The organism is Serratia sp. (in: enterobacteria) (assembly GCF_052400455.1).
In the GTDB taxonomy this organism is placed as follows: domain Bacteria; phylum Pseudomonadota; class Gammaproteobacteria; order Enterobacterales; family Enterobacteriaceae; genus Serratia; species Serratia ureilytica.
Genome location: NZ_CP185812.1, coordinates 4,093,721 through 4,111,390 on the forward strand (window position 1 = coordinate 4,093,721; position 17,670 = coordinate 4,111,390).

Annotated in this window: 15 protein-coding genes; 4 read left to right on the forward strand and 11 right to left on the reverse strand. The window is 60.0% G+C overall.

What is annotated here, in order from left to right; all coding sequences use genetic code 11:
• Window positions 1-158: 158 nt before the first annotated feature.
• The 9 genes from recC to rppH form a co-directional block, all read right to left on the reverse strand.
• Complete coding sequence (gene recC, locus ACORQT_RS19800; RefSeq protein WP_164057852.1) at window positions 159-3,530, reverse strand: exodeoxyribonuclease V subunit gamma; 3,372 nt, start codon at window positions 3,528-3,530, stop codon at window positions 159-161.
• Window positions 3,531-3,562: 32 nt separating this feature from the next.
• A complete protein-coding gene (locus tag ACORQT_RS19805; RefSeq protein ID WP_033644852.1) occupies window positions 3,563-3,919 on the reverse strand; it encodes a prepilin-type N-terminal cleavage/methylation domain-containing protein in 357 nt (118 codons plus the stop codon).
• On the reverse strand, window positions 3,909-4,355 hold the full coding sequence (locus tag ACORQT_RS19810; RefSeq protein WP_015378916.1) for a YgdB family protein: 447 nt from the start codon (window positions 4,353-4,355) through the stop codon (window positions 3,909-3,911). The genes ACORQT_RS19805 and ACORQT_RS19810 overlap by 11 nt, the downstream gene beginning before the upstream one ends.
• Window positions 4,352-4,930 (reverse strand): prepilin peptidase-dependent protein, encoded by a 579-nt coding sequence (locus ACORQT_RS19815; protein ID WP_033644851.1) that lies wholly within the window; start codon window positions 4,928-4,930, stop codon window positions 4,352-4,354. Before ACORQT_RS19815 ends, ACORQT_RS19810 begins: the two co-directional genes overlap by 4 nt.
• On the reverse strand, window positions 4,924-5,427 hold the full coding sequence (locus ACORQT_RS19820) for a prepilin peptidase-dependent protein (RefSeq protein ID WP_042785274.1): 504 nt from the start codon (window positions 5,425-5,427) through the stop codon (window positions 4,924-4,926). Before ACORQT_RS19820 ends, ACORQT_RS19815 begins: the two co-directional genes overlap by 7 nt.
• A gap of 174 nt (window positions 5,428-5,601) precedes the next feature.
• On the reverse strand, window positions 5,602-6,396 hold the full coding sequence (thyA, locus tag ACORQT_RS19825; RefSeq protein ID WP_015378919.1) for a thymidylate synthase: 795 nt from the start codon (window positions 6,394-6,396) through the stop codon (window positions 5,602-5,604).
• Between the two features lie 7 nt (window positions 6,397-6,403).
• Entirely contained in the window at window positions 6,404-7,276 is an 873-nt protein-coding gene (lgt, locus tag ACORQT_RS19830; RefSeq protein WP_015378920.1) for a prolipoprotein diacylglyceryl transferase, read from the reverse strand.
• A gap of 222 nt (window positions 7,277-7,498) precedes the next feature.
• A complete protein-coding gene (gene ptsP / locus ACORQT_RS19835) occupies window positions 7,499-9,745 on the reverse strand; it encodes a phosphoenolpyruvate--protein phosphotransferase (protein ID WP_033644849.1) in 2,247 nt (748 codons plus the stop codon).
• Window positions 9,746-9,757: 12 nt separating this feature from the next.
• Window positions 9,758-10,285, reverse strand: a complete 528-nt coding sequence (gene rppH / locus ACORQT_RS19840) for an RNA pyrophosphohydrolase (RefSeq protein ID WP_004931849.1) — start codon at window positions 10,283-10,285, stop codon at window positions 9,758-9,760.
• Between the two features lie 695 nt (window positions 10,286-10,980).
• Between rppH and mutH the strand changes: the two genes are divergently transcribed.
• The 4 genes from mutH to ACORQT_RS19860 all read left to right on the forward strand — a co-directional run bounded on the left by mutH (window position 10,981) and on the right by ACORQT_RS19860 (window position 14,104).
• Window positions 10,981-11,667, forward strand: a complete 687-nt coding sequence (gene mutH / locus ACORQT_RS19845; RefSeq protein WP_033644848.1) for a DNA mismatch repair endonuclease MutH — start codon at window positions 10,981-10,983, stop codon at window positions 11,665-11,667.
• A gap of 100 nt (window positions 11,668-11,767) precedes the next feature.
• On the forward strand, window positions 11,768-12,484 hold the full coding sequence (locus tag ACORQT_RS19850; RefSeq protein WP_033644847.1) for a TerC family protein: 717 nt from the start codon (window positions 11,768-11,770) through the stop codon (window positions 12,482-12,484).
• Between the two features lie 155 nt (window positions 12,485-12,639).
• The gene (locus tag ACORQT_RS19855) at window positions 12,640-12,858 is read left to right on the forward strand and encodes a YgdI/YgdR family lipoprotein (RefSeq protein WP_016929923.1); all 219 of its coding nucleotides are present in this window, start codon (window positions 12,640-12,642) and stop codon (window positions 12,856-12,858) included.
• 205 nt (window positions 12,859-13,063) lie between these two features.
• Window positions 13,064-14,104 carry an NADP(H)-dependent aldo-keto reductase gene (locus tag ACORQT_RS19860; RefSeq protein ID WP_033644844.1) on the forward strand — a complete coding sequence of 347 codons (1,041 nt, stop codon included), beginning with the start codon at window positions 13,064-13,066 and terminating at the stop codon, window positions 14,102-14,104.
• Window positions 14,105-14,137: 33 nt separating this feature from the next.
• On the opposite strand, the gene lplT is transcribed toward ACORQT_RS19860, so the two are convergent.
• The gene (lplT, locus tag ACORQT_RS19865) at window positions 14,138-15,322 is read right to left on the reverse strand and encodes a lysophospholipid transporter LplT (protein WP_089192195.1); all 1,185 of its coding nucleotides are present in this window, start codon (window positions 15,320-15,322) and stop codon (window positions 14,138-14,140) included.
• Entirely contained in the window at window positions 15,322-17,475 is a 2,154-nt protein-coding gene (aas, locus tag ACORQT_RS19870) for a bifunctional acyl-ACP--phospholipid O-acyltransferase/long-chain-fatty-acid--ACP ligase (RefSeq protein WP_089192196.1), read from the reverse strand. The genes lplT and aas overlap by 1 nt, the downstream gene beginning before the upstream one ends.
• Window positions 17,476-17,670 lie beyond the last annotated feature (195 nt).

Here is a 17,670-nt window from a genome sequence, read left to right on the forward strand (position 1 = left end):
ACCAAATCTGTACTCGCCGGGTTCTTCGCCAATGTGGCGCCCCAAAACGCGGCGGGTATATGCCTGTACGTTATGTAAGACCGGGAATTACCCCAATGGTTGAATATAACCTTCGTTATTTTTACCACCTCCCGCCGCACAGCACCACCGGGGGATTGTTACCCCAGGTTATGACGCGCCACCGGCAGCAGATAACGCTCTGTTTCGGCCAGTATTTGCGCCAGGTAGTCATTGTCCAATTGGCGGAACACTCGCTGAACATAGGGATCTTCCCCTTCTCCGGGAATACGCTGATCGCCCTGCCAAGCCTGCAGCAATTTGGCGCGAGCCTTTGTTTGCGCTTCTTCCTCCCAGTCGATTTGCTGCGTTTCCGGCTGATAGCACTGACTCAGCCACGCCCAGCCGCTCTTGTTCAGCAACAACAGCGGCTGACACAGACCGCGCTGATAGCCCGCCAGCAGTTCCGCCAGCTGCGCATGCGCGTCTTCGGGCGTAAGCGCGGCAAAGCGCCAAGCGGAGTTCTTGCGACCGTACATGCGGCTCTCGCCGGTGCCGCCGGCGCAGCAGTACACCAGGTGCTCCAGCCACAGCAATATGCCGTCCACCGCCGACAACGTGGCGGGCCGCCAGCGCAACAGGCCGTCATCCTGCACCTGATGCAGCCAGCCGCTGAGACGTACGCCGGCGATATCGATATCCAGCTCCAGGCTATGGCTCTCTGCGCGTTCCGCACGCACCTGCTCGGCCAGTTCGCTCATCTCTTCCTGCTGCTTTTGCCAATAGATCTCGCCGAAGGCGCCATAGGGCAACCCCCCGGCGGCGCGCACCCGTTGGAACAACCGTTCGGGATCGTCGCCGTCGATCAGGGTATTCAGCAGTTGGCTGTTGAACTGGTAGCGGCTGAGGTTATCCAGCGTGAAGGGCTCTTCGTCCGGCAGCTCGGTCTCTTCCAGGATAAAGCTGACGCCCAACCGCAGTTGGAAGAAGGCGCGAATAGGATGGCGGTAAAACCGCAGCAGCTCCTCCAACGCTATTTGCTGCAGCACTTCGGCGGGCAGCGGTTGGTTGAAGGCCGGGTGCGCCGCCCCGCGCCCGTCGGCGGCGGGCAGCCACTCGGCGGCATAGCTTTGCGCTTCCGAGCCCGGCAAGAAATTCTCGGCGGCGAACGGCATGCGCGCATGCCACTTCAGCAAATGCTCGCCCACTCGCCGGGCGCTGTCGTCTGCGGTGCGCGCCTCGTCTCCCGGCAGGCAATAGCTTTGCTCCAGATACTCCAGCAGCTCGGTAACCAGCACCGAAGGATAGCGCGGGCTGTTGTCCTGAATGGAACGGCCAATGAAGCTGATATACAGCCGTTGTTGCGCGGACAGAATCGCCTCCATGAACAGATAGCGGTCGTCATCGCGCCGGCTGCGGTCGCCGCGCTTGACCTGCTGCGCCATCAGATCAAAACCCAACGGCGGCAACGTACGCGGATACACGCCGTCGTTCATGCCCAACAGGCACACCACCTTGAACGGAATCGAGCGCATCGGCATCAGCGTACAGAAGTTGATTTGCCCGGCGAGGAAGCGCTGGCTGATGCGCTCCTGATCGAGGCGCGCCGCCAAATCGTCGCGCAGAATCGTCAAGGGCACGTCATCCGGATAGCGCGCCGCCAGGCCAAAATTGATGGCCTGCTGCCACTGCTGCTCGATCAATGCCAGCACCACTTCGGTATCGCTATCCGCTTCGAAGAAGGCATCCAACAGCTGTCGGCACAGCGGTAGCCATGCCTCGAGCGAGCGCGCTTCGCTCAAGACTTGCCGCCAATGGCTCAATTGGGCCAGCAGATCCGCCAACTGCCCCGCCAGTTCGGCGACCAACCCGCTCGACTCGTCGTAAGGCAAAATGCCCTGCCAATCGCCGGCGTTGCTGTCCATCGCGTAACCGAGCAGCATGCGCGTAATGCCGAATCGCCAGGTGTGCTGGCCCGTGGCGGGCAGATCCAGTTCGCGCACGTTATCGTCGTCCAGCCCCCAGCGCACGCCGGATTCACCGACCCAGTGACGCAACAGGCGCAGCCCCTCTTCGCCAATGGCGAAACGGGCGGCCAGGGCCGGCACTTCCAGCAGCGCCAGCACCTGTTCCGACGTAAAGCGGCTTTGCGGCAAATCGAGCAGTGAGATGAGCGCCTGCAAAGCCGGATGCGCCTGCCGCGCTTTACGGTCAGAAATGGCGAACGGCAGGTAGCGCTCGGCGGGAGCATTGCCGAACACGGCCTGAATATAAGGCGTATAGCTGTCGATATCCGCCACCATCACGATGATGTCGCGCGGCGTCAACGCGGGATCCTGCGCCAGCATGGTCAGCAGTTGATCGTGCAGCACCTCCACTTCCCGCTGTGGGCTGTGGCAGGCGTGCAGGCTGAGGGAACGATCTTGCGGATCGAGCCTGCGCTTGCTGAAACTGCTTTCCAGCGTTTCCGCCGTGATGCCGATCACCGCGTGATCTTCCAGCTCCAGCATATCGCGTTGAACGGCGTGCAGCATGGTATCCGCCGGGATATCGACAAAGGCGTCGACCTCTTGCGCCCCTTCCATCTGCGACAGCAAATAGAGGTGATCGCGCCCGAGCTTGCCCCAGGAGGCCAGCAGCGGGTTACTGAGCTGCTGCTGCCCTTCAGCGTCAAACAGACGCGCCGCGTCGGCCGGCTCGCGAAACAGCCCTTGCTCGCGCGCCTGATGATAGTGACGGCGCTTGCGGCTCTGCAAGCGGGCCAGGAAAGCGTAATCCTGAATGTCGCCCCAGTAATAACGACAAGGGTTGGTGAACATCAGGTGGATATCGATATGCCGCCCCAGCGCCTGCAGCGCCTCCAGATAGACCGGCGGCAACGCCGAGATGCCGCAGATAAACACCCGCGGCGGCAAACCGGGCGGACACGTTGTTGCCTGCTCCAGCGCGTGGATAAAGCGGCTATACAGATTGGCGCGGTGCCATTCCGGCTGCCCCAATTCGCGCGTGTACTCCACCAGCCGCGCCCAGAGCGGCGCCTGCCACTGCTGAGCCTCGGGCAGACCGTCGATGCATTCGCCGCGCTGCCAGCTCTCCAGCCACTGCGGACGATAAACCAAATACTGGTCGAAAAGGTCGGCAACCCGGCCGGCCAATTGGTGGATTTTTCGCTTGTCGCCGTCATCGGTGAGATAGTGCTGCAGTGGCGCGAACGCCGGCTGGGTCAGCATCTCCGGCAGCAGCCACATCAGCTTCCAGGTCATGGCGTCCTTGCTGAAGGCGCTCTCTTTCGGGATATCCGGCAATACGCGGGTGAACATGTCCCAAATGAAGGTCGCCGGCAGCGGAAACGCGACATTGGCGGCGATGCCGAACTGCTCCGCCAGCTGCATTTGCAGCCATTGCGCCATACCGGGGCTCTGAACCAGCACCACTTCCTGTTGAAAAGGATCGGCCAACGGATCTCTGGCTATCAGCGCGCTGGTCAGCGTTTTCAATAAATCCAGCTGATTGGAATGATAAACCGTGAACATGATGGCTCCTTTAAAACAAGATACGTACCGGCTCAAAAACGGGTGCAATACCAGCGGCTCAGCGTCGCCCACTGCCGTTGCGGAGTTTGTACTCTGACCGTCAATCGGCGGCAATCCGCATCCGCGCCGTCGAACGCCGTCTCGCGTCGCCAGCCTTCCGGCAGCGGTTCGGCATCGAGCCGACCGGTGACGGCGAACGCCTCCAACTGCTGATGCGCCATCACCCAGGCTTGCCGGTAGTGCCACTGGCGCTGGAACGACTGCAACAGCACCTGATGATACTGTAACAAGCCCAGCAGCGACACCGAGAACAACAATGCCGCCACCAACACTTCCGGCAGGCTGAAGCCGTTGCGGGATAACCGCCCTACGCAAGCGTTAACCCTCACAGTCGGCCGGCCTTTTCTCGGGGCAAAAATCCAGCCGGCCGCCCGGCTGCGCTTGCACCCTGCCGACCGATTCCGCACCGTCAAACGCCCCCCATTGATACAGCCAAAGCGGCTCACCGCCGCGCATCTCCCCAAGGCCGCGTACCGTCACGACGCCCGCTCTGGCAGACAGCCGGGCGCAGGCCGTCAGTTCCGCGCGCTGCCTGCATAACCAGGCCGCCGCACTCAGCTCGGCGCGCGGCCAACGCTGGAGCATGCCCCAACTCAGCGCGGAAGCGGCCTGATTGTAAGCCTGGAGGTAGCGCTGCTGATCGGCGGCCAGTAACAGCGCGTTATCCAATTGCCGGTGCTGGGCATTGAGCAACATCAACCCCAACGCCAGCAGCAACATTACCGCCGCCAAAGTACTGCCGCCTCGCTGGCTCCGCCGGTTCATGGCAACGCCGCCATTTCGATGCTCCCGCTCAGGCTGCGCCTGATACGCGCATCGCCGACAGAGCGCCCCGCCAGAGTCAAACGGCCCAGCGCACCGCCATGCTCCCCGCGCTCTATCGCCACATGAAACCGCTCAATGCGCACTTCGTCATGATCGAGCAGCCGCTCCCAGCCGCCGCCGTCGCATTGACTTACGCCGCGCTGCCCTTCCAAGCCGCCATTGCGCAGCCGATAACCGAAATAACCTGCATCCTCACCCGAGGTGAGCCATTGCCCGCTGCGGGTGATGTCGTAAGCGACGATAACGCAGCTGCCCGCCGCTTCTCCCGCCGCCTGGCCGATCAGCAGCGGGCGGCCGGCGCACTGCCCGGCACAGAAACCGGCGCGGCGCAGGTCTTTCTCAATACCGAACGCCAGTTGCCGCAGCGTTGACTCCAGCCGAAAATGCTGGCCGACGGCCACGTTTTGCTGGCGCAACAGCGGATAGGTTTTCGCGGCGCCGAGCGCGATCACGCTGCCGAACACCAGCGCCAACATCATCTCCGGCAAGGTAAAACCGCGTTCGACAGTCAGCATGGCGCGATCCCCCTTATCCGGAGCCCTTCGCTGCACAAACGCAGCCGCCCTCGGGCGGACAGCACCAGCCGCAGGCCGCCTGCCTCGTTGCTGAGCAGGATGTGCCCCGCCTGCGCGGTATTGCGCAAGCCGTAAAACCCGATCTCTTTGTCGGTGTAGCCGCTCAAAACGACGTCGCGGTAAGACGGTGAGAAAACGGAACCCTCGGCGGAAGCGCAATCCGGCGGCGGCACACCGCCGCCCAGGCACCAGGGCGTGCCGTTCTTGAACCACAGCAGCGTCGTGCGGTTGCGCCAGTTGGCGTCCGCCTGCAGTCGCAGTAAAAACGCCAGCAGCTGCTGGGCAGTATGTTCCAGACGCAACGTTTGCTGATGGTGGCGCCATTGACCGACGCCCCAGCCGGTGAGCATGCCGGCGATCAGGAGCGCCGCCAGCAGCTCAATCAGTGTCATGCCACGCTGGCGGTCATCGATGTTCGAGAGCGTATTTTTTTTCATGCGGCCAGTTTAAGGGCCGTAACAAGGCGGTAAAGCCGCATGCGCAAGCCTTGCGGCAAGCTGCGCAATGTTTTCCCTATAGCGACAAATGGCGACAATAAAATGCGGCGCGGCGCGCAATGCGGATAAAAAAAGGGGCGCAATCGCTGCGCCCCTGGTGTGATGCGGTTAAGGTCAGATCGCGACCGGCGCCTTGATGGCCGGGTGCGGATCGTAACCTTCGATCTCGAAGTCTTCGAAACGGTAATCGAACAGCGAAGCCGGCTTGCGTTTGATCACCAGCTTCGGCAACGGACGGGGTTCACGCGTCAGCTGCAGCTTCGTCTGTTCCATATGATTACTGTACAGATGGGTATCGCCACCGGTCCAGACGAAGTCGCCGACGTCCAAATCGCACTGCTGCGCCATCATATGCACCAACAGCGCGTAGCTGGCGATGTTGAACGGCAGGCCGAGGAACACGTCGCAGGAACGCTGGTACAGCTGGCAAGAGAGCTTGCCGTCCGCCACGTAGAACTGGAAGAACGCGTGGCACGGCGCCAGCGCCATCTGGTCCAGCTCACCGACGTTCCAGGCGGAAACGATGATGCGGCGCGAATCCGGATCTTGTTTCAGTTGCTGGAGTACGTTGCTCAGCTGATCGATCTGACGACCGTCCGCCGCCCCCCAGGCTCGCCACTGCTTGCCGTACACCGGGCCGAGATCGCCGTTTTCATCGGCCCACTCGTCCCAAATGGTGACCTTGTTGTCACGCAGATAGGCGATGTTGGTATCGCCGTTCAGGAACCACAACAGCTCATGAATGATCGAACGCAGATGACATTTCTTGGTGGTCACCAACGGGAAGCCTTCCTGCAAATTGAAACGCATCTGGTGGCCGAAAATCGACAACGTGCCAGTGCCGGTACGGTCGGCTTTAGGAGTGCCCTCGGCGAGCACCTTGTTCATCAAATCCAGATACTGTTTCATTTGTCCCTCACGACAGTTGTTGCTGCGGGCGACGACGGTACGCCCAAATCATCATAATAACACCGGCCACCACCATCGGGATGGACAGGATCTGCCCCATGCTGATCACGCCGTCGAACAGGCCAAGCTGGGCATCCGGCTGGCGGAACGCTTCAACGATGATGCGGAATGCGCCATAACCGATCAGGAACAGGCCCGATACGGCACCCATCGGCCGCGGCTTGCGGATGAACAGGTTCAGAATGATAAACAGCACCACGCCTTCAAGCAGCAGTTCATACAGCTGGGACGGGTGACGCGGCAGCACGCCATACTGATTCAGCAGCGGCAGCAGAGAAGGATCGGCGGCGGCGAGCGCCACGTCTTCGCTGCGCGAGCTTGGGAACAGCATCGCCCAAGGGGTGTCGGTGGTCACGCGGCCCCACAGTTCACCGTTGATGAAGTTGCCGAGGCGGCCGGCGCCCAAACCGAACGGGATCAATGGCGCGATAAAATCGGAAACCTGGAAGAAGGTGCGTTTGGTGCGGCGAGCGAACCAGAACATCACCAGAATCACCCCCATCAATCCGCCGTGGAACGACATGCCGCCATCCCAGACTTTAAACAGATAGAGCGGATTATCCAGGAACAACGGCAGGTTGTAGAACAGCACATAGCCCACGCGGCCGCCGACGAATACGCCCAGGAAACCGGCGTAGAGCAGGTTTTCCACTTCGTCTTTGGTCCAGCCGCTGCCCGGCTTGTTGGCGCGGCGCACCGCCAGCCACATGGCAAAAACGAAGCCGACCAGATACATCAGGCCGTACCAATGCAAAGAAACCGGGCCAATGGAGAAAATGACCGGATCAAATTTAGGAAACGCCAGATAGCTATTGCTCATCTATCACCACAACATGTCTGTTATTTTTCCCCATGCGGGGGCGGCAGGTGCCAAACGTCGGCGCAGGTTGTCACACGCCTTTCAAACGGCAGCGTTGGCCGCTGCGGTTTGCAAGACGACGAACATGCGTCGCGCTGAGGTTGCGCATCATAACATAGGCTTAGCGCGGTCCGGGCCGGCAGCGCGGGAAAAGTTCTGTAAAAAAATCACATCGCGCGGCGATTATCTGCCGCCGCGAATCAACCCGCCCATGCCGCGTCGCTCCATAAACGCCGCCACCAAATGGCGCACTTCCGTGGTCATTTGGGTGTTCAACACTCGGTGCGCCAACACTTCGGCGTCGGCAAGATCGATATGCCGCAGCAGGTATTTGATGCGCGCCACGCTGCGTCCGTTCATGCTCAGATTGCGATAGCCCATGCCTACCAGCAACAGCGCGCCCATCGGATCGCCGGCCAGTTCACCGCACAGGCTAAGCTGCAGCCCGGCCGCTTTCCCCTGTTCGGCGATCAGCTTCAGCACCTGCAGCATCGCGGGATGCAGGCTGTCGTACAGCGAGGCTACCCGCGTGTTGTTGCGATCCACCGCCAGCAGGTACTGGGTCAAATCGTTGGTGCCTACCGAGATGAAGTCGACGCGCCCGGCCAAATGCGGGATCAGGAAAATCATCGACGGCACTTCCAGCATCACGCCGATTTTCGGTTTCGGGATCGCGTAGCCAAGCACCTCTTCCACCTCGCGCCCGGCGCGGTCAATCAAGCGCTTGGCCTCATCGACCTCTTCCAGGCTGGTGACCATCGGCAGCAAAATGCCCAGGTTGCCGGTGCCGGCATTGGCGCGCAGCATGGCGCGCACCTGTATCAAAAAAATCTCCGGCTGGTCCAGAGTGATGCGAATGCCGCGCCAGCCCAGGCAGGGATTTTCTTCGCTGATCGGCATGTAGGGCAGTTGCTTGTCGGCGCCGATGTCCAGCGTGCGCAGCGTGACCGGTTTGTTGGGGTAAAGCTGCAGCATGCCTTGATACTGCGCGACCTGTTCTTCTTCAGAAGGGAAACCGCTTTGCAACATGAACGGAATTTCAGTGCGGTACAACCCCACGCCGTCCACCCGGCCGCCCAACAGCTGTTCATGTTCCGGGCTGAGGCCGGCGTTCAACATCACCTGAACGCGTTCGCCGCTTTTCAACTGCGCCGGCTGTTCGACGTCGTCTTCCGCCAGCTTGCTCAGTTCCTGTTCTTCGCTGATCAGCCGTTGGTATTCCTGCACCAGCACCGGCTCAGGATCGACCAGCAGTTCGCCGCGATACCCATCGACGATCAGCAGCCGCTGGCTGAGCAGAGAAGGCTGGATGTCGGCGCCCATCACCGTCGGCACCCCCATCGCCCGCACCAAAATCGCCGCATGCGAATTGGCGGCGCCGTCGCGCACGACCACGCCAACCAGGCGATCCTGCGGCACTTCGGCCAGCAATGTCGCGGTCAGTTCATCCGCCACCAGCACAAAACGCGCCGGCCACTGGGTGGCCCCCTGAGTGGTGTCGTCGAGGTGGAACAGCAGGCGCTGGCCCAGCGCACGCAGGTCGCTGCCGCGCTCGCGCATATAGGTGTCCTGCAGTTTGGCGAACTGTTCGGCAAAGGCTTCTATCACCTGCTTCACCGCCCATTCCGCCACCGAGCCGTTGTCAATTTCGGCGAACAATTCGCGCTTGAGGCGGGCGTCGTTTAGCAGGTGAGAATAAAGATCGAAGATCGCCGCGCTCTCTTTTTGCGAGCTGGCGGCAAAACGCTTGCTGAAGCGGCGAAATTCCGCGCCGGCCTCTTCCAACGCCAACGTCAGGCGCTCGCGCTCGCTGGCGGTGTCCAGCGTCGACGCGCGGTAAACCTGATCGAGCGAAGGCTGGCTGCTGTCCTGCCACCCTTCCGCCACCGCTACGCCGGGCGAGGCCGCCAGCGCGCGCACGCGCGTTTGGCGATACTGGCCGAAAATGGCATTAAGCTGCGACTGTGAAAGGATCCCGGCCATCTGCGTGGCCAGGGTGACCATGAACGACTCTTCGCTTTCGTCGAACTGGCGCAGCTCGCGCTGCTGCACCACCAACACCCCCAACAGCTGGCGCCGGTGAATGATCGGTACCCCGAGGAAGGATCGGAAACGATCCTCTTTGACCTGCGGAACGTACTTGAAGCTGGGATGGCTTTGGGCATCGGCCAGGTTGATGGGTTCGGCCCGGCGGCCGACCAACCCGACGACACCTTCGTCAAACGCCAATGCGATAGTGCGCCCGCGCGGCTTTTTCAGCCCGCGCGTGGCCATCAGGTAGTAACAGCGGCGATCGTTGTCCGCCAGGTAAATGGAGCACACTTCGGTGTCCATCGCCAGACAGGTTTCATTGACCAGCAGATCCAGCGCATCCGTCAGACTGGCCGCCGCGGCCACCTTCTCTACAATTTCTCGCAAGCGCGTGAGCATAGTCGGCTTAACTTAACCTCTCTTTCGGCGATAAGCGGGGGCCTGCCGCGGCGCCGCCTGCTCTTGCATCGGCATCACGGTCACGGCGAATTCTTTCATCACCCGGCGGTAGACGTCGCGTTTAAATGACACCACCTGGCGCACCGGATACCAGAAGCTCACCCAGCGCCAACCGTCGAACTCCGGCGTGCTGCTGCGCTGCATGTTGATATCAGCGTCATTGCACAGTAGCTGCAACAAAAACCATTTTTGCTTTTGGCCGATACAAACCGGCTTTGTGTCCCAACGCACCAAACGTTTCGGCAATTTATAGCGCAACCAGTTGCGGGTCGAAGCCAGGATGCGCACATCCTTTTTACTCAGCCCCACTTCTTCGAACAGCTCACGGTACATCGCCTGCTCCGCAGTTTCGCCAGGGTTAATCCCACCTTGGGGAAACTGCCAGGAGTGCTGACCGTAACGGCGGGCCCATAAGACCTGCCCCTGACGATTACAGATTACGATACCAACATTCGGGCGGTAGCCATCATCATCGATCACCGGACTACCTCGATAAGCTTAAATTCGCATAGATGTCCTGATTGTTTCACACAAGCTACAGGCGGTAAACCACTGCTTTACGGCGCTGCGGGCCGGATAACATTGGGATAACTCACAGATATAGGCAAAGTTATAAACATGCATCGGCATTTCAGACCGGTTTTATTCACTTTTTCTGTGGATAGGTGTGTGTAGAACTCGAGGGATAAGCCGGTAAAACTCTCGTCCCCGAAAATCCCCCCTCACACCGAAGAAACAATATTATTCCTAAAAACATATAATTAACCAATATTCCACAGTTATGTACAGGGCAAAAATGTGATCTATGCACGGTAAGGATCTTACCCTGGCGAAAGATCCACCAACGCCGTTTTTATCCACAGATTATCCGGGCAAGTTACGCACAAAACGGACAAATTCGTAAAAAACCGCCCGAGTCAAGGCTGTAAATTGAACCAGTGATCGGTAAAAATTTGGGTTATCCCATAAATCTGTGGATAAATAGGTGTAAGATCCTGTTTATTGTCGGTGGCTTCAGGTGAACAAGCCTCGCGGGTGCATTGTCGCCCGCGCAAGAAAAGAAAAAAGTCATGTAAAATCATGCTACTATTATTCTTTTCCCCAGGCGACTGGGGTTACCGTTTCCCGTGTATCTTTGCAGTACGTTTTTCAACCAAATTCGACAGGCTTGATTTATGGCGTTTTTATCCCCTCTGCCACCCCCGCCGGAAAATGAACGGCAGCTGTTCGAGCGCGCTCAGGCGCTGGCCGGCTTCAGTTTTGGCGAACTGGCCGCCCGCGCGCAGTTGCCGATCCCCAAGGATCTGAAACGCGATAAAGGCTGGGTGGGCATGCTGCTGGAGCTGTACCTCGGCGCCATGGCCGGCAGCAAACCGGAACAGGATTTTCCTGAGCTGGGCATTGAGCTGAAAACCATTCCTGTCGACGCCGCCGGCAAACCGCTGGAGACCACTTTCGTCTGCGTGGCCCCGCTCACCGGCAACAGCGGCGTCACCTGGGCCAGCAGCCACGTTCGCCACAAGCTGGCGCGCGTGTTGTGGATACCGGTAGAGGGCGAACGGCAAATCCCGCTGGCGCAGCGCCGCGTCGGTTCGCCGCTGCTGTGGAGCCCGAGCGCTGCAGAAGAAGAGATGCTGCGCCGCGATTGGGAAGAGCTGATGGATCTGATTGTGCTCGGTCACGTAGAACGCATCACCGCACGCCACGGCGAAGTGCTGCAACTGCGCCCCAAAGCGGCCAACAACAAGGCGCTCACCGAAGCCATCGGCGAACAGGGGCAACCTATCATGACGCTGCCGCGCGGTTTCTATCTGAAAAAGGGTTTTACCGGCGCGCTGCTGGCAAGACATTTCTCAATCTAAGCGATTTCGTTTAACTCTGGTTTAGCTAGCCCTGTCAGCGCCACGATAAACGCGTATAATTCACCCTTTGCATTTATTAAGTATTAAGGTGTGTCGGGCAATGTTCGAATGGATTATGGATCCCAATGCCTGGTTAGCGTTAGGTACGCTAACCATTCTTGAGATCGTACTGGGTATTGATAACATCATTTTTCTGTCGCTGGTGGTGGCGAAGCTGCCCAAAGCGCAACAGAACAAAGCTCGCCGAATGGGCTTGGCCGCCGCCATGCTGATGCGCCTGGCGCTGCTGGCCTCCATCGCCTGGGTGATCCGCTTGACGCACCCGCTGTTCACCGTGCTGGATCACGCCATTTCCGCCCGCGATCTGATCCTGCTGCTCGGTGGATTGTTCCTGATCTGGAAAGCCAGCAAAGAGATCCACGAAACCATCGAAGGCACGGAAGAAGAGCACCACACCAAGGTGCACAGCTTCTTCGGCGCGATCGTACAGATCATGCTGTTGGATATCATCTTCAGTCTGGATTCGGTGATTACCGCCGTAGGCCTTTCCGATCACCTGTTCATCATGATGGCGGCGGTGGTGATTGCCGTCGGCGTGATGATGTTCGCCGCACGGCCGATCGGCGAATTCGTCAATCGCCATCCGTCGGTGAAAATGCTGGCGCTGGCGTTCCTGATCCTGGTGGGCTTCACGCTGATGCTGGAAAGTTTCCAGGTGCACGTGCCGAAAGGCTACATCTACTTCGCCATGTTCTTCTCCATGTCGGTAGAAGCGCTCAATCTGATGCGCAGCAAGAAAAACCGTTCGCCGGAATAACCCTACGCGGAGGCCGCCATCGGCGGCTTCCGCCGTTTCGTTGCCCCCTCATTTCAGTTTTTCTTATCAGATAAAGACTTATCTGAGACGCTCTCTGCCAAGAGTTTGCTAATCTTGAAAGAACATTGTTTTCTGCATAATCGAGGATCCGCAGGATGAAAAAGTGGGTAATGGCAGTGTCTGCGCTGGTTATGGCCGCCGGTTTGGCGGGATGTTCCAGCGACTACGTCATGGCGACCAAAGACGGCAACATGATCCTGACGCAAGGCAAACCGGAGATCGACACAGATACCGGGCTCATCAGTTATAAAGATGAGAAAGGCAATCACCGCCAGATCAACGGCGATCAGGTTTCCCAGGTTATCGAACGCTAATCACCGCACGCCGGCTATCGCCCGCTCGAGCGCGGTAGCCCTCATTCGTGTCCGCACGGAATCCGCTTCCCCCATCTTCACCGCTTGGTTATAGTCAGGAAAGGCGACATCGCCGCCCGACGGACTTTGCGCCGTCTTCTGAATTGGGCTCCTGTTTCACCGGGCCGCACGGCCCGTCAGCGCTAACAAGAAAGGAAGGCCGTTAATGCAATACCACCGTATTCCACACAGTTCTTTAGAAGTGAGCGTGCTGGGACTGGGCACCATGACCTTTGGCGAACAGAACAGCGAAGCCGACGCCCATGCGCAACTGGACTATGCATTGGCCGCAGGCGTGAACCTGATAGATACCGCCGAACTGTACCCGGTGCCGCCCCGCCCGGAAACTCAGGGCCTGACCGAAAGCTATATCGGCAGTTGGATCAAAGCGCGGGGCAATCGCGAAAAAATCGTCCTGGCCAGCAAAGTCTCAGGCCCGGTGCGCGGCACTGACAGCAGCATCCGCCCGCAGCAGGCGCTCGATCGCAAAAACATCCGCGCCGCTCTGGACGCCAGCCTCAAGCGGCTGAACACCGATTATCTCGATCTTTACCAATTGCACTGGCCGCAGCGCGCCACCAACTGCTTTGGCAAACTCAACTATCAATATACCGATGACAAAGCCACGGTCACGCTACTGGAAACCCTGGAGGCGCTGACCGAGCAGGTGCGCGCCGGTAAAATTCGCTATATCGGGGTCTCCAACGAAACGCCCTGGGGCGTGATGCGCTATCTGCAACTGGCGGAGAAACACGAGCTGCCGCGCATCGTGTCGATTCAAAACCCGTACAGCCTGCTGAACCGCAGCTTTGAGATTGGCCTGGCCGAAATCAGCCAGCACGAAGGGGTAGAACTGCTGGCCTATTCCAGCCTGGCGTTCGGCACGCTGAGCGGTAAATACCTCAACGGCGCTAAACCGGCCGGTGCGCGCAATACGCTGTTCACCCGCTTCAACCGTTATTCAGGGCAGCAAACCCAACGGGCGATCGCCGAATACGTGGCGCTGGCTAAAAAACACGGGCTGGATCCTTCGCAGATGGCGTTGGCCTTCGTGCGTCAGCAGCCGTTCGTCGCCAGCACCCTGCTGGGCGCCACCTCGGTGGAGCAGTTGAAAATCAACCTCGACAGCCTCGACGTGATTCTGGATGAGGACGTGCTACAGGCGCTCGAAGAAATCCACACCCGGTTTACCATTCCGGCGCCTTGATAGCCTGAGGGCGCAGCCTGGCTGCGCCCCGTTTCACCGCCGCTGCGACCACCACAACGCGCTAATCGCCAGCGCAAACACCACGCCAAACCCTACGCCGACGCCCACCACCGGCACGCCCAGCTTCACGACCAAAGAATACAGGCCCAGCATCAGCAACATGGCGACGTTTTCACCCAGGTTTTGCACTGCAATCGCATTGCCGGCGCCGACCGAATGTTTGCCCCGCTCCTGCAGCAACGCATTGAGCGGCACGACGAAGAAGCCCCCCAGCATGCCGATGAGCGCCAGCAAGACGTAGGCATTGAGCATGGTCGTTTGCAGCGCAAACACCGCGACCGCGACGCCGATCAGGATCCCGGCCGGCATACAGCGTTTCACCGTTTTAAGCGTGACGAAGCGCGCGGCGGCACCCGCGCCCACCACGATGCCGACGGCCACCATGGCGTTCAGCAGCGTTGGCGTGGCGTTATCGGCGATGCCGAGCGCCACCGGCACCCACAGCACCAGCAGAAAACGCAGCGTCACGCCGGCCCCCCAAAACAGGCTGGTGCCAATCAATGAGAAACGCGTCTGTCCATCGCGCCACAGCGTAACGCAGGCAGCAAAGAAGCTGTGCGTCATGGCCTGCGGACGCCACGAAGCGCCAGGACGCGCCGCCGCCAAACGCGGAATATACAGGTTGGCGACCACCGCTCCCGCGTAAACCAACGCGCAGGCCGCCAGCGCCGCCGCCACGTGCCAGTCCGCCAGAATACCACCGGCCACCGAACCGGTCAGAATGGCCGCAATGGTCGAAGCCTCGATCAGGCCGTTAGCCTTGACCAGTTTCTCGCCGCTGGTGATCTCGCCCAGAATGCCGTATTTAGCCGGTGAATACGCGGCGGCTCCCACGCCGACCAGGCTGTAACCCAGAAACGGATTACCCCCAAAACAGATCACCAATGCCCCCGCCAATTTCAGGGCGTTGGCGAACATCATCACCCGCCCTTTGGCAAAGCTGTCGGCGATCTGGCCGACGAACGGAGCCAGAATGATATAGGTGGCGACAAAGGCCATCTGCAGGATCGGCTGGCTCCAGTCCGGATACAGCTGCTGCTTGATCAACGCCAGCGTGGCGAACAGCAACGCATTGTCGCCGAACGCCGAAAGGAACTGCGCGCTGATCACCGCAATCATGCCGCGTGACAACAAAGGGGATTCGGTCGAAGGATTCATCAGGCACTCTCCGGCTGTTCGGCCATATGACGCAGGGTGACGAAATCAGGTTTGCCGCTGCCGAGCACCGGCAGCGTTTTCAACAGACGAATATCGCGCGGCACCGCCAGCTCCGGGCTGCCCAGTTCGCGCGCCACCCGCAGCAATGCCTCGCGGGTAATGGCGGGATCGGTGGTAAACAGCACCAACGCCTCGCCTTTGCTGCTGTCGCTTTTGACCGTGGCGGCATGCAGTTTATCCGGCGACAGCCGTTGCGCCAGCAATTCGACGCTCTCCAGCGACACCATCTCGCCCGCGAGCTTGGCGAAGCGCTTCACGCGCCCGCGAATGGTGCAGTAACCCTGCTCATCCAGGCTGACGATATCGCCGGTGTCATACCAGCCCGGCTGCAGCACGCCGTTCGCATCTTCCGCCGCCGGCGGCTCCAGTTCGCCGGGGCGTTCAACCCGCAGATAGCCTTTCATGATATTCGGCCCCTTCAGCTGCAGACGGCCGCCGTTATCAATACCCGGCACCGCGATCAGACGCGCCTCCATCTGCGGCATGATACGGCCGACGGTGCCCACCTTGGTCGCCAACGGCACGTTGATCGAGACCACCGGCGCGCACTCGGTCACGCCATAGCCTTCCAGAATGCGGATGCCGTATTTGTCCTGATAGATCTGTTTGGTGCTGTCCGCCAGTTTCTCCGCGCCGGCCACGACATAGCGCAGGCGGGCAAAATCATACGGATGCGCGAAGCGCGCATAGTTGTTAAGGAAGGTCGCCGTGCCGAACAGCACCGTGCAGTTACGGTCATACACCAGCTCCGGCACCACGCGATAGTGCAGCGGGCTGGGGTAGAGGAAAATGCGGCTGCCGGTGATCAGCGGCGTAAGCAGCCCCACCGTCAGGCCGAACGAGTGGAACAGCGGCAGCGACGACATGAAGCGGTCGCGCGGCGTGAAATCGGCGATGGTGCGGATTTGTTCTACGTTGGCCAGCAGGCTGGCGTGCGAATGCACCACGCCCTTGGGATGGCCTTCGGATCCGGACGTGAACAGGATCAGCGCCGGGTCCTCCGGACGTTGCGGCAACGCCGCGCGCTGCGGCTGCAGCAAGTGACGCAGGATCCACAGCTTATCCGCCAGCGTGACCGTCTCTTTCAGATCTTCCAGATACACCCAGTTAGCCTGCGGCACCTGTTCCGGCAGGTGGGTCAGCTTGCCTTTCTCCAGAAACTGGCGCGAGGTGACGATGGTCTTGATGCCGGCGGCCGTCATAGCGCTGTTCAGGCCGTTGGCGCCTGCGGTGTAGTTGAGCATCGCCGGGATGCGATTGCGCAGCGAAGCGCCGAAGATCGCCGCCGCGGTAATGGTGGCGTTGGGCAACAGCAGCCCAACGTGCTCCCCCTCGGCGGTAAAGCGCTGCAGAATGCGGCTGACGCCCAGCGATTTCTTGACTAGCGTCTGGTAACTGTCTTCTTTGAAAGCGATGTCTTCGATGCAAGGCTTGCGGCGCCCATAGCGGTGCTGCGCCGCCAGCAAAGCATGGAACAGCGTTTGCGGCTCGCGCGTCTCCATGCGCGCCCACATCATGATCTGCATCAGCCGATCGCCCGCCAGCGCCCGGCGTTCACGCGCGCGCGGCGCTTCCGGCATCGGCAGCGTGGTCGGCGGCAAGATGCGGATGCTGATTTGCGGGAACCAGCGGATCTTGAACACCCCGGCCATGCGGCCAAACGGGCTGAACTCCGGGCCATCGATCCGCACCGGCACCACGGTCGCGCCCGATTTGGCGGCGATAAACGCCGCTCCGTCGTAAATTTTCATCAGCGCGCCGGTCACGGTGATGCGCCCTTCAGGGAACACCACGATCGGCCGTCCCTGCTCGACCATGCGCACCAGTTGCTTGATGGCCATCGGCTTGGTGGGATCGAGCGAGACAAAATCGATGTAAGGCCGCAGCCAGCGCATAAACCAGCTCTCGCCGATACTGGCATAGACCGCAAACACCGGTTTTATCGGCAGGAACAGCGCCAGCAGTACGCCGTCGAGGAAAGAGACGTGGTTCGGCGTAATCAGTAATTTTTGCCGTTCGAAGTGCTGGACGTCCCCTTCGACCCGTACCCGAAACAACAGGCGAAACAGCGCGCGCAGCAGTGAAAAGATCATGCCCTTCTCCCTTGGCCATGGAGGCGTAAATCGTTGTAGGGAAAAGAATACTATATGGCAGGCAAAAAAAAACCTACGCATCCGCGTAGGTTGGTGCAATTGAAAATGGCTTCAGCATGCAAGGCACGCTGATTTCTCACCAATCAATACCTCTGGGATCACCTACTCTAGAGAGATGGCGTGCAGGAAACTACC

Coding starts and splice junctions, on each gene's coding strand:
- recC (WP_164057852.1), bottom strand. CDS start 3,530: ATGTTCACGGTTTATCATTCCAATCAGCTGGATTTATTGAAAACGCTG.
- ACORQT_RS19810 (WP_015378916.1), bottom strand. CDS start 4,355: ATGAACCGGCGGAGCCAGCGAGGCGGCAGTACTTTGGCGGCGGTAATG.
- ACORQT_RS19815 (WP_033644851.1), bottom strand. CDS start 4,930: ATGCTGACTGTCGAACGCGGTTTTACCTTGCCGGAGATGATGTTGGCG.
- ACORQT_RS19820 (WP_042785274.1), bottom strand. CDS start 5,427: ATGAAAAAAAATACGCTCTCGAACATCGATGACCGCCAGCGTGGCATG.
- thyA (WP_015378919.1), bottom strand. CDS start 6,396: ATGAAACAGTATCTGGATTTGATGAACAAGGTGCTCGCCGAGGGCACT.
- lgt (WP_015378920.1), bottom strand. CDS start 7,276: ATGAGCAATAGCTATCTGGCGTTTCCTAAATTTGATCCGGTCATTTTC.
- ptsP (WP_033644849.1), bottom strand. CDS start 9,745: ATGCTCACGCGCTTGCGAGAAATTGTAGAGAAGGTGGCCGCGGCGGCC.
- mutH (WP_033644848.1), top strand. CDS start 10,981: ATGGCGTTTTTATCCCCTCTGCCACCCCCGCCGGAAAATGAACGGCAG.
- ACORQT_RS19850 (WP_033644847.1), top strand. CDS start 11,768: ATGTTCGAATGGATTATGGATCCCAATGCCTGGTTAGCGTTAGGTACG.
- ACORQT_RS19855 (WP_016929923.1), top strand. CDS start 12,640: ATGAAAAAGTGGGTAATGGCAGTGTCTGCGCTGGTTATGGCCGCCGGT.
- ACORQT_RS19860 (WP_033644844.1), top strand. CDS start 13,064: ATGCAATACCACCGTATTCCACACAGTTCTTTAGAAGTGAGCGTGCTG.
- lplT (WP_089192195.1), bottom strand. CDS start 15,322: ATGAATCCTTCGACCGAATCCCCTTTGTTGTCACGCGGCATGATTGCG.
- aas (WP_089192196.1), bottom strand. CDS start 17,475: ATGATCTTTTCACTGCTGCGCGCGCTGTTTCGCCTGTTGTTTCGGGTA.